Origin of the sequence: Paenibacillus pinistramenti (assembly GCF_005869875.1) — a bacterium.
GTDB classification, from domain to species: Bacteria; Bacillota; Bacilli; order Paenibacillales; family Paenibacillaceae; genus Fontibacillus; species Fontibacillus pinistramenti.
This window is the reverse complement of record NZ_VAWG01000003.1, coordinates 58276-70494: the sequence shown is the minus strand read 5'-3', so window position 1 is coordinate 70494 and position 12219 is coordinate 58276. Positions and strand designations below refer to the sequence as shown.

Sequence of the window (12219 nt, the reverse complement as noted above, 5' to 3'; positions counted from 1 at the left end):
ATGCGCCTCGCCCTTGACTTAATCGTTATAAATAAATGCTTTCAAATCCAGTCTTTCTTCCGGAACAGATAGAACATGCCGAGACCGAGCGCCAGCATAATTCCCAGCACGATAAAATAACCGTACTCCGTATGCACTTCCGGCATATTATCAAAGTTCATTCCGTAAATGCCCGTAATCAGCGTCAGCGGGATAAAGATCGTAGTAATTGCGGTAAACACACGCATGATTTCGTTCGCACGGTTCGCAATACTGGACTGGTAAGCTTCTCGTAAGTTGCCCATGAGTTCGCGGAAGGTATCAAAGTTCTCGGAGATTTTGACCGCATTTTCATAGATATCGCTGAAATATTTCTGCAGCTGATCGTCGATGAGGCGCAGGTCTTTCTTATTGAGGACGTTAATCACTTCTTTTTGCGGGCCAAGCATTTTCTTCAGCCATAGAATTTCACTCCGCAGCCCGATAATTTCGTTCAGGTGCGAACGCTTCGTATGAACGAGAATATCTTCTTCCAGCTTCTCGATCTTATCTTCAATCCGGTCACCGACCGTGAAATAGTTATCGACAACAAGGTCAATGAGCAGATACAGGAACCGGTCCGGCTCGCTGACCTCCTGCTCCCATAATATAGGCTTGACGGCCCGGAGCTCGTTGAGCTTCTGTTTCGTTACCGTAATAATATAATGACGGCCCAGAAAGACGTTAAGCGCACGCAGAAAAATTTCTTCATCATCAAAACGGATGCTGTTAACTACAATAAAATAATGGCTTTCGTAAATTTCGATTTTGGGACGCTGTTCCTCATCGCTCAAGCAGTCTTCTACCGCAAGATCGTGCAGCCCGAATACGGGCTGGAGCAAGTCCAAATCCTCTGTGTCGGCATCGATCCAGTAAAAACCTTCCGCCGGTGCCGCCAGTGTATCCTCGAGGTTCTCCACCGCTGTGAAGACACCTGCGTTTACATGGCGAATTTTCATCTGATTCACTCCTTTGTTGATCAACACAGGAGACATCAGCATCGGCTGATCTTAATCAGACAGCACGAAGAAAATGCCGGTAACGAAAGAACCCCCTACTTCCGAGAGCATTCTGCCGAATGAATCCTGTGTGGTTGTTATTGCCCTTGGGGATTTGCTCTGCGGACTAGAGTCGCCTTCCATTTCCGTTCACCTCTACTTCAAACTGGACTTTTGACACTTGTTTAGTATAACGCCGGGCTATGAAAATTTTCAAGCGAAATCATGCTTGCCGAAGCTATACGCCAGCATATGGCAGTCAAGGCCGAAAGGTACCGGATTTACGCGAGTTTTGCTCTTATTATTTGCTTGACGAAAGGCGTCTTATGCTATAAATTTATTGCATAGATTGTTACGTTTTCATGAACGTATTTCCTAAATTGAATACAGCGAAATCTTATCAAGAGTAGGTGGAGGGACTGGCCCGATGAAACCCGGCAACCGGCGATGAATCGCACGGTGCTAATTCTTGCGGAACTTATGGTGCTCATCAGTGGGCATTCTTAAGTCTCTGAGAGATGAGAGAGGCGCATACACCATGACATGATATGACCTTTCTCGATTTTACGAGGAAGGTCATTTTTGCTATATGCCCTCATCCTTCCTAAGATTGCCGCTCAAGCGAACGAAGAGGAGTGAACTGTAAAATGCCAATCAAGATTCCCGATTCTTTACCAGCGAAAGAAGTATTGACGAATGAAAATATTTTCGTAATGGACGAAAGCCAGGCGTTTCATCAGGACATCCGTCCGCTCCGGATTGCCATTCTCAATCTGATGCCTACGAAGGAAACAACGGAGGAGCAGATCCTGCGCCTGCTGGCCAATACGCCGCTTCAGGTTGAATTTGTGCTCCTTCATCCCGGCTCCCATACCTCCAAAAATACTTCTGCTGAACACTTGAATCAGTTCTATAAAACGTTTGAAGAAATCAAACATCTGCGCTTTGACGGAATGATTATTACCGGCGCTCCGGTAGAGCAGTTCGATTATGAGGATGTTACCTATTGGAAGGAAATTCAGGAGATCTTCGACTGGACCGAATCCCATGTGACCTCTACTATGCATATCTGCTGGGCGGCCCAGGCGGGCCTGTACCATCATTTTGGAATTCCCAAGGCTTCTCTTCCGCAAAAATGTTTCGGCGTATTCACGCATACGGTGAATATTCCGAACACCAAGCTGCTGCGCGGATTTGACGAGCTGTTCCTGGCTCCTCATTCCCGTCATACCGAAGTGGCCAAGGCTGATGTCGAGAAGGTGGAAGAGCTTGATGTTTTGTCCGAATCGGACGAAGCAGGCGTCTACATTGTGGCAACGCGGGACGGAAGACAGATTTTTGTAGCCGGCCATCCTGAATACGATCCTTTATCCCTGAAATGGGAATATGACCGTGATGCGGCCAAGGGGATGGACGTCCCCCTTCCGGTGAATTATTTTCCGAAGAATGACCCGTCCCAAACGCCGAGATCGACCTGGCGGGCTCATGCCAACTTATTGTTTGCCAACTGGCTGAATTACTATGTGTATCAGGAAACGCCTTATGATATTGATGCCCAGGTAAACAAGATCCAAGAAAGCCAAAAGGAAGAATATCAAATTTAGGGGGACTAGCGACAATGCCAGAGAACAATCCAGGGAACAATTCAGGGAACAATTCAGAGAACAATTCAGGGAACAAATCAGAACAACTCCGCATTGAAAGCAGGCTGGCGCAGATCGGCTCCATGGAAGAGCCGGTAACCGGAGCGATTACTTATCCGATTTACCAAGCTACCGCCTACCGCCATCCGCGCTTGGGCCAAAGCACCGGCTTCGACTATACCCGCACCAAAAATCCGACCCGCGCGGTGCTGGAGAAAGCTGCTGCCGATCTGGAATCCGGCGATGCCGCTTTTGCCTGCAGCTCCGGAATGGCTGCGCTTCAAACTTTGTTTATGATGTTCAGCTCGGGCGACCACCTTATTGTTTCTCTTGATTTGTACGGCGGCACCTACCGGCTGTTTGAGAAAATTCTGTCCCGCTATGGCATTACTGCGACTTATGTGGATACAAACGATCTGGACGCGCTCGAGTCGTCCCGCCGTCCGGAGACGAAGGCCGTATTTATTGAAACGCCAACGAATCCGCTCATGATGGTGACGGACATTGCGGCTGTTTCCGCGTGGGGGACCCGCCATGGGCTGCTGACCATTGTGGATAACACGCTGCTGACGCCGTATTTCCAGCGCCCGCTGGAGCTTGGCGCCGATATCGTCGTTCACAGCGCGACCAAATATTTGGGCGGACATAACGATGTCCTGGCCGGTCTAATTGTAACAAAAGGACAGAAGCTCTCCGAGGAAATCGCCTTCCTTCATAACTCGATCGGAGCGGTGCTCAGCCCTTCCGACAGCTACCAGCTGATGAGAGGAATGAAGACGCTGGCGCTCCGCATGGAGCGTCATGAAAGCAACGCTACGGCTGTGGCGAAATTCCTGAGCACGCATCCGCAGATTGCGGAAGTCTTCTACCCGGCGCTGCCTGACCATCCGGGTTATGAGATTCAGAACCGCCAGTCCTCCGGAAATACCGGCATTTTCTCCTTTAAAGTAACCGATGCCCGCTACGTCGAGCCGATTCTGCGTCATCTGAATCTGATCGCCTTCGCGGAAAGCCTGGGCGGCGTGGAATCGCTGCTGACTTATCCGGCAGTGCAAACCCATGCTGACATTCCGCTTGAGATCCGGGAGGCGGTAGGCGTCGATGACCGCCTGCTCCGTTTCTCCGTCGGCATTGAGCATCCGGACGATCTCATCGCCGATCTGGCGCAGGCGCTTGAGGCGGCACGCTCTGAAGTGGAAGGGGGCCGCTGAGTATGAGCAGCAAAGACGGAAATAATGGCAGCGGGAACCGCTCTTCCGAGCTGAAGTTTGATACGCGGCTGCTTCACTTCGGCTCTGAAGTGGACGCCGCGACCGGGGCTTCCAGTGTTCCGCTTTATCAGGCGTCGACCTTTCATCATGAAGATATCTTTAACCCGCCGCAGCATGATTACACGCGGTCCGGGAATCCGACCCGCCAGGCGCTGGAAGACTATATCGCCTTGCTTGAGGGCGGAACGAACGGCTATGCGTTTCCGAGCGGCATGGCGGCGATATCCGCTGCATTTATGCTCTTCTCTGCAGGCGATCATCTCATCGTTACCGAGGATGTCTACGGCGGCACTTACCGTCTGCTGACGGGGATTCTGAACCGGTTCGGGCTCGAAGCATCCTTTGTAGACATGACGAAGATTGAAGAGGTTAAAGCCGCTCTTCGTCCAAATACTAAAGGAATCTATATCGAGACACCTTCCAATCCTACGCTGAAAATTACAGACATCGCCGCCCTTGCGGCCTGGTCGAAGGAGCAGGGTCTGATCAGCATGGTGGACAATACGTTTATGACTCCTTACTACCAGCGTCCGATTGAACTGGGCATTGATATCGTCCTGCACAGCGCCACCAAGTTCCTTGGCGGGCACAGCGATGTGCTGGCCGGTCTTGCGGTATCGGCCAACGAATCGCTGGGCCGCCAGCTCAAGTATTTGCAGAACGGTCTTGGCAGCGTGCTCGGCGTGCAGGATTCCTGGCTGCTCATGCGCGGCATGAAGACGTTGTCCGCCCGGATGGCGCACAGTGAGATCAGCGCCCGCAGGCTTGCCGAGTGGCTGGACAGCCGCAGTGATATCACAGCCGTGTACTATCCGGGGCTGAAGGATCATCCCGGCCGTGAAATCCAGGAGCAGCAGTCGGCCGGTTATGGAGCCGTTGTCTCCTTCGATGTTGGCTCCGGTGACCGGGCCAAACAGGTGCTCAACGCGGTGAAGCTGCCGATTGTGGCTGTCAGCCTTGGTGCGGTGGAGAGCATTTTATCTTACCCGGCGATGATGTCTCACGCTTCGATGCCGGCGGAAGTCCGCCTGGAGCGCGGCATTACAGACGGACTGCTCCGGTTCTCTGTCGGTCTTGAGGATGTTGAGGATCTGATTGCTGACCTTGAGCAGGCGCTTGCGCAGGCATAAGTCAATTTTTGAATAGGTAAACTAAATGAGACTTTTTTCACATTTTCCAGGCATCCGGCCCTCCGGGTGCTTCTTTTCTTTTGAAGGGTATGTTAGGATTAGAAAAAGGAACGCCCCGAGTGACGATCCACAAGCTGTTCTAGTTTATGAAATGGAAGGGGGCTGCATCAAAGTGGCTATTGATTCTATCCTTGAGAAAGCGCTGCGCGGGGAACGTGTGACGCTGGAGGAAGCAACCGCTTTGTTTGAGTCGAATGAAATTGAGAAGATGGGGCACACAGCCAACATTTTGATGGAGAGACGTTTTCCGGAGAAGATAACGACTTTTGTAATAGGAAGAAATATTAACTACACGAACGTTTGTGACGTTTACTGCCGTTTCTGCGCTTTCTACCGGAGACCCGGTTCTGAAGAGGGTTACGTGCTGCCTGACGAAACGATTTTTCAGAAGATACAGGAAACCATTGATGTAGGCGGAACGGAGATCCTGATGCAGGGCGGCACCAATCCGAACCTGCCGTTCAGCTATTATACAGACATTCTTCGCGATATTAAGAAGAGATTTCCGGACATTATCATGCACTCCTTCTCTCCGGCCGAAATTCAGAAGATGAAGGTGGTCTCTGACGGCCTGTCACTGGAAGAAGTGTTACGTCAGATTCACGAAGCAGGACTGGATTCCCTGCCGGGCGGCGGCGCTGAAATCCTTGATGACCGGACACGCCGGAGAATCAGCCGGTTGAAGGGCTCCTGGACAGACTGGATGGACGTCATGAAGACCGCGCACAAGATCGGGATGAACACGACAGCCACTATGGTAATCGGCCTTGGCGAAAGCATGGAGGAACGGGCGCTTCATCTGATGCGTGTCCGTGACGCGCAGGATGAATGCATTCAGAACGGATACAAATCTGAGGGCTTCCTGGCCTTTATTCCGTGGACCTTCCAGCCGGACAATACGAATCTGAAGCTGGACCGCCAGACGCCTGAGGAATATCTGAAGACCGTTGCAATCAGCCGGATTGTACTGGACAATATTAAGCACTTCCAGTCCTCGTGGGTGACCATGGGGCCGGAGATTGGCAAGCTGTCCCTGCAGTACGGATGCGATGACTTCGGCAGCACAATGATCGAGGAGAATGTAGTATCCTCGGCCGGCGCTACCCATAAAGTCAATATCTCCTCAACGCTGGAGATTATCCGTCAGGCAGGCAAAATTCCGGCGCAGCGCAATACAAGATATGAAATTCTGCGTACGTTTGACGATGCGAATGAGAAGATCGAGAACGATTTTGTTATGCAGAACTAATTGTTGTTAATATTGTTTACTGGCAGGCTCCCGTTATGGGGGCCTGTTTCTTTTTCCATGCAGCTTAACGCCTTCCATCCATTGCATAGTCCCCGTCCGTATACATGCTCCTCCGGCACCATATACTTGTTTCGAGGACTCGAGGAAGGAGCGATATGATGCAGCTGTTTACCATAACAACATCGGTTGATTCCCGCCGGGCCGCCGAGCAGCTATGTGAAATGTTTCAGGCAGAAGGCGATAAATGGAGTCAGGGACGAAATAACGATCTCTCTTTCCGCTTTGGCTATGGACATGGCAGAGTATACGTGACCTGTGTTTGCAGCGGAGCTTCCATCCCTGCGGCAAGAACAGTCAAAGGCTTGAAGTCTAAAGCGGCCGAGATTATTACGGAGCATATTATGCGGGATAAAGAGCCCATTCTGCTGCGCAGACTGCTGGCTAAATATTATTCCCTACATAAACATGAGGATGCGCCTCAGATCGTTGAGTTAGCCGTTCAAATACTGGACGGGTTAACTTATTATGAGGTGCATATGAGGGGCCGTGAACGGAGAATCGCTGAAATCTACAGTGTGTTTCTGGACAGCCTGACTTCTTTCGGGACCGTCGATGTGGATGGGTGGCTTACGTTCCGGATGCCTGTTTATGAGGATGAACTAAAGGATGCTCTTGATCTTGCCATGGACGAATATCTGCTGGACAAACAGTATGAGGAGTTCATCGGACTGCTTAAATATTTTGTACAATTCCAGGATGCGCGGATGCCGCTGATTCACTTGAAGCATGTTGAGGGCATGGAGTTCCAGCTGCTGGATGACCAGATGCTTCCGCTTGGGCCGCTTCCCCAGGATGATGGAATCTCAGTTAAAATGGCGGATCTGGAGCTGCAGATGGAGGATGCGGTCGTCAGCTCGCTGATTTCCCTCTCTCCGGCCCGCATCATGATCCATACCCAGGAGCCTGAGCTGCGGATGATCGCCACCATTCAGGAAATATTCGGTGAGCGGGCACAGCTTTGCCTTGACTGATCCGGGCTTGACTCTTCTTAAAAAGGGAGCTTATAATACACTAAGAATTTCAAAATGAACAGCGAAGACAAAGACATGGACCAAATCTGACGGGACCGTACAGAGAGAGGAAACATCGGCTGCAATTTCCTTCGGATTTTCCGGTTTGGTTTACCCCTTTGGAGCTGCAGTTCTGAACCGCGGAGTCTGACCTTGTGTCAGCGGCGAACTAGGAACTGCCGGAACCGTTTCCGTTAAGAACGGCTAATGAAGGGCCTGCAACTTGGGCTGAATTAGGGTGGAACCACGGGTACAGCACTCGTCCCTTTCCGGGGGCGGGTGTTTTTTGATTTGTTCTCCGCTTCCGGTGAGAACCGTAAGTCTTAATCATTCTATTTTAGAAGGAGATTGAACAACATGGCCATTTCAATTAACCTGCCGGACGGCTCCGTAAGAGAGTACGCAGAAGGCAGCACTTTGGAAGATGTAGCATCCTCCATCAGCAGCGGGCTCCGCAAGAACGCGGTTGGCGGCAAGCTGAACGGGAAAGTTGTTGATTTGAACACCAAATTAACAGACGGGGCGCAGGTTGAACTGCTGACTCTCGATTCCAAGGAAGGGCTCGAAATGATGCGTCACAGTACAGCCCACCTGCTGGCGCAGGCGGTGAAACGCCTTTTTGGCAATAAAGAGGTTAAGCTCGGGATCGGTCCGGTGATTGAGGACGGCTTCTACTATGATATGGACCTTGAGCATCCGCTGAATCCGGAAGACCTGCAGAAGATTGAGAAAGAAATGGAACGGATTGTAGGGGAAAATCTGCCGATTACCCGCCGCGAAGTCAGCCGGGAAGAGGCGCTTGCGATCTTCACCGAGCTGGGCGATCCCTACAAGCTGGAACTGATTCGTGATCTGCCTGAGGACAGCGTCTTGTCGATTTATGATCAAGGGGAGTTCTTTGATCTCTGCCGCGGGCCGCATGTTCCTTCCACTGGCAAAATTAAAGTCTTCAAGCTGCTCAGCGTGGCTGGCGCTTACTGGCGCGGGAACAGCGACAACAAGATGCTGCAGCGTATATACGGCACAGCTTTTGCTAAGAAGGCCGAGCTGGACGAGCATCTGCGCCTGCTGGAGGAAGCGAAGAAACGCGACCACCGCAAGCTTGGCAAAGAGCTGAAAATTTTTACCTTCTCCAATCTTGTTGGACAAGGCCTGCCGATCTGGCTGCCAAACGGGGCGAAGCTGCGCCGTACTCTGGAGCGCTACATTGTAGACCTGGAAGAGCGTCTTGGCTATCAGCACGTTTATACTCCGGTAATGGGCAACGTGGACCTGTACAAAACCTCCGGCCACTGGGAGCACTACCAAGAGGACATGTTCCCGGTTATGGAGCTGGACAACGAAAGCTTTGTGCTTCGTCCGATGAACTGCCCGCACCACATGATGGTTTATAAGAGCGAAATGCACAGCTACCGCGACCTGCCGATCCGGATCGGCGAGCTTGGCCTGATGCACCGCTATGAAATGTCCGGGGCCTTGACGGGCCTGCACCGCGTGCGTTCCATGACGCTGAACGATGCGCATATTTTCTGCCGTCCGGATCAGATCAAGGAAGAATTTGCACGGGTAATTCAGCTGATTCAGCGCGTTTACGAGGACTTCGGCATCAAGGAATACCGGTTCCGCCTGTCCTACCGCGATCCAGCAGATACCGAAAAATACTTCCCGGACGACGAAATGTGGGAAATGTCCCAGCGCATGCTCCGCGAGGTTGTTGAATCGCTCGGCATTCCTTTCTTTGAAGCAGAGGGAGAAGCTGCCTTCTACGGTCCTAAGCTGGACGTTCAGATCAAAACCGCGCTCGGCAAAGAAGAAACCTTGTCGACCTGCCAGCTGGATTTCCTGCTGCCGCAGCGTTTTGAACTGGAATACGTGGGAGACGACGGCCAGAAGCACCGTCCGGTTGTTATCCACCGCGGCATTATCAGCACCATGGAGCGCATGACGGCCTTCCTGCTTGAGAACTTTGCAGGCGCTCTTCCGCTTTGGCTGTCGCCTGTTCAGGCGAAGGTCATTCCGGTATCCGGCGCATTCGAAGCTTACGCGAAGGAAGTTACGGAGAAGCTGCAGGAGGCTGGAATCCGTGTCGAAGCTGACCTCAGAAACGAGAAGCTCGGCTACAAGATCCGCGAAGGCCAGCTTGAAAAAGTTCCTTACATGTTCATCGTCGGCGAGAACGAAATGAACGCAGGTTCCGTATCCGTCCGCAAGCGCGGCGAAGGCGACCTCGGAGCTAAATCACTGGCCGAAACGATCGGTTTGCTGTCGGAAGAAATCCGCAGCCATACCATCTAATAATTTCAATCATATAAAATTTGGTATAAATCATGGCGTATGTGGACATCCTTGCGAATAAGGGGGAGGATTTCACATGCGCCATTTTAAATTCTGGAACAAACTCACATTGATTTTGATAGGATTCGGATTGTTCTTTAATAGTTTCGAAGGCGAAAGAACCGCAGCTGCATTTGGCGGTTTTTCACTTGGCCGCGAGCTCTACAATGATGTCGGGGTTGACCTGTTTAATCTGGATTTGGGCGAATATGCCGTCGCGGGGTTTGGTCTGAATCAGACTGACCTTTACTATACGTACAGCGCATACGATGAAAGTGATTTTGATCCGGATTTTGAACTGGCCGGAACGAGCCAGGCCGACAGCCATGAGGCTGTTAGGGCCGCGGGCAGCGTAATAGGCAAAGCGATGTCTGACGCGGGCAGGCTTGCGCAGGCGGTCGCGGGACTGCAGAAGCAGGAAACGGTTCAGAAGCCGGCCGAGGTCGTAACTGTACTTGCCACTGGATATACTGCAGGTTATGAATCCACCGGAAAAAGGCCCAGCCATCCACAGTACGGAATCACTTATTCAGGTGTGAAAGTCAGACGCGACAAAGGGGCATTATCAACAATTGCAGCCGATTTGAAGGTTTTCCCGCTCGGTACGATTCTCTATATCCCGGGGTACGGTTATGGAGTTGTCGCGGATAAAGGCGGAGCTATTAAGGGCAACCATCTGGATTTGTACTTCTCGACAACGAAGCAGGTATTTGAAGAGTGGGGCAAGAAGAAGGTCGATGTCCGCGTCATCAAATGGGGCGACGGCAAGCTTACGGAGCAGATGATTCAGAAGTTCGGTGAATCCATTGAAGTGAATGAAGATTTAATGGACCCGACCTGGGAAAATTCCATCTAAATGTTACCTGTATAGCTGGGGTTTCAGCTCCGCATAATACATTTCGGTTAGTCGTTATGGCTGACCCAAATGAAACCGGAGGTGCTTTACCAATGGCTAAAAATCCAGGTTACAAAACACCAAACGAGAAATACAATGCGGAATTCGCAGAGCTCGGCAGCAATCCCGTCCAGCAGAAAGTGAAGTCTGCAGGAGCAATGGGAGCAGCGAAGAGCCCAGGCTACAAAACGCCGAATGAGAAGTTTGACGCAGAATTCGCCGATCTGAGCAGCCAGCCGGTGAAGAAGAAAGTACAGCAGGCGAAAGCCGGCAAACAAATGAAGTAAGGCAGGCCTCTTGAAGAAACAGGAAGCAGGCCAAGCAGAGAAGATGCCGCAGCAGCGGCATCTTCTTTGTTTTTCTATGCCTGTATTCCCTGCCCTCTGCCTGCCATCTGCACTCCCGGCTCATTCCTGCAATCTTCTTTATCTGCATTTGTACCGGCATCCGTCTCAAGACCGAGAGCTAATCAATCTGCCGCCGCTATTCAGCTTGCCGGATCTCGGCTAAACTTATAACATGAACTTACAAGTTAAGGGAAGACGGGGGAATAGACATGTTTAAAGGATGGACTGGCAGAATGGTTGGGGGATTGATGCTGCTGGCAGCCGGTGTGCTGCTTCTTCTAAATATGCTGGGATACATTGAACTCAGCCTTGGGGAGCTGTTTGCAACGTTTTGGCCGGTGTTCGTCCTTCTGGCCGGGTTATCTCAGATAGCCAACAGCGCGAGAAACGGCGGAGCGATATTTGGCGGGCTTGTCGTTACAGTTGTAGGAGGCTTTTTCCTGGCTAGAAATTTGAATCTTGTTGACATGTCGGCAGGCGAATTCTTCAAATACGCGGTACCTGTGGTTCTGATTGCAGCGGGCTTGTCGGTGATGTTCCGGCCTTCCAGACGGAACCGGGATTCCTCCATTGATGCGGGAAGCAACGAGCTTCCTGTTCCGTCTCCTGTTCCGCCTCCGGCTCCGCTTGATCCGTCCCTTGAGCCAAACTTCGGCTCTTCCTTTGATGAAGCCTTTGAGCAGGCTTTTCCCGAGGAGAGCAAGAAGCAGAAGGATCTGGAAGAGAAGGCGAAGGCAGAGGAACAATACGGGCAAGAGCACTATAAACACCATAGACATCATAGACACCACAGAGAATATAGACAGACGGACGCTACCGAAAAAATCAACCGCTCGGGCTTCATTGGCGACGTCCGGCTTGGCGATCAATACTTTGAGCTGAAGCCGGCTAACATCTCCCATTTTATCGGCGATACCATTATCGACCTGACCAAAGCACAGATTCCTTACGGGGAGACAAAAATTAACGTTTCGGCCTTTATCGGAGACGTAAAGGTGTTCGTGCCGGCTGATGCGGATTTGGGCATTTCGGTATCCTCCAGCTCGCTGATCGGCGACATGAAGGTTCTTCAGGAGAAGTCGGGCGGGTTTATGAGCAGCGTAACCTCCAAAACACCGAATTTTAACGAAACCAGCAAACGCATTAAGCTGAACATCAACGTGTTTGTCGGGGATATCCGGGTCAACAGGGTGGGCTGAGCAGA

Annotated in this window: 12 protein-coding genes and 1 riboswitch; of the genes, 11 read left to right on the top strand and 1 reads right to left on the bottom strand. The window is 51.4% G+C overall.

Features of this window, described 5'->3' with window-relative positions:
• Positions 1-41: 41 nt before the first annotated feature.
• Positions 42-977 (bottom strand): magnesium/cobalt transporter CorA, encoded by a 936-nt coding sequence (gene corA / locus FCN15_RS05965; RefSeq protein WP_138494097.1) that lies wholly within the window; start codon positions 975-977, stop codon positions 42-44.
• 73 nt (positions 978-1050) lie between these two features.
• On the opposite strand from corA, the gene FCN15_RS19130 reads away from it, so the two are divergent.
• The 11 genes from FCN15_RS19130 to liaF all read left to right on the top strand — a co-directional run bounded on the left by FCN15_RS19130 (position 1051) and on the right by liaF (position 12214).
• Complete coding sequence (locus tag FCN15_RS19130) at positions 1051-1194, top strand: hypothetical protein (RefSeq protein WP_162515297.1); 144 nt, start codon at positions 1051-1053, stop codon at positions 1192-1194.
• A gap of 216 nt (positions 1195-1410) precedes the next feature.
• A riboswitch (SAM riboswitch) is annotated at positions 1411-1541 on the top strand.
• A gap of 122 nt (positions 1542-1663) precedes the next feature.
• A complete protein-coding gene (gene metA, locus FCN15_RS05960; protein WP_138494096.1) occupies positions 1664-2620 on the top strand; it encodes a homoserine O-acetyltransferase MetA in 957 nt (318 codons plus the stop codon).
• Between the two features lie 14 nt (positions 2621-2634).
• Positions 2635-3870 carry an aminotransferase class I/II-fold pyridoxal phosphate-dependent enzyme gene (locus tag FCN15_RS05955; protein ID WP_138494095.1) on the top strand — a complete coding sequence of 412 codons (1236 nt, stop codon included), beginning with the start codon at positions 2635-2637 and terminating at the stop codon, positions 3868-3870.
• Positions 3871-3872: 2 nt separating this feature from the next.
• A complete protein-coding gene (locus tag FCN15_RS05950; RefSeq protein ID WP_138494094.1) occupies positions 3873-5060 on the top strand; it encodes a trans-sulfuration enzyme family protein in 1188 nt (395 codons plus the stop codon).
• 172 nt (positions 5061-5232) lie between these two features.
• Entirely contained in the window at positions 5233-6369 is a 1137-nt protein-coding gene (gene mqnC / locus FCN15_RS05945) for a cyclic dehypoxanthinyl futalosine synthase (RefSeq protein WP_238996528.1), read from the top strand.
• 155 nt (positions 6370-6524) lie between these two features.
• Entirely contained in the window at positions 6525-7400 is an 876-nt protein-coding gene (locus tag FCN15_RS05940; RefSeq protein WP_162515296.1) for a putative sporulation protein YtxC, read from the top strand.
• A 396-nt stretch (positions 7401-7796) separates the two neighbouring features.
• Entirely contained in the window at positions 7797-9734 is a 1938-nt protein-coding gene (gene thrS, locus FCN15_RS05935) for a threonine--tRNA ligase (protein WP_138494091.1), read from the top strand.
• 337 nt (positions 9735-10071) lie between these two features.
• Positions 10072-10629, top strand: coding sequence for a 3D domain-containing protein (locus FCN15_RS19590; protein ID WP_420819554.1), 558 nt, complete (start codon positions 10072-10074; stop codon positions 10627-10629).
• A gap of 92 nt (positions 10630-10721) precedes the next feature.
• Positions 10722-10955: a hypothetical protein gene (locus tag FCN15_RS05925; RefSeq protein WP_138494090.1), complete on the top strand. Its 234-nt coding sequence runs from the start codon at positions 10722-10724 to the stop codon at positions 10953-10955.
• A gap of 10 nt (positions 10956-10965) precedes the next feature.
• Entirely contained in the window at positions 10966-11178 is a 213-nt protein-coding gene (locus tag FCN15_RS19125; RefSeq protein WP_162515295.1) for a hypothetical protein, read from the top strand.
• A gap of 46 nt (positions 11179-11224) precedes the next feature.
• Positions 11225-12214, top strand: coding sequence for a cell wall-active antibiotics response protein LiaF (gene liaF, locus FCN15_RS05920; protein ID WP_138494089.1), 990 nt, complete (start codon positions 11225-11227; stop codon positions 12212-12214).
• Positions 12215-12219: the final 5 nt, after the last annotated feature.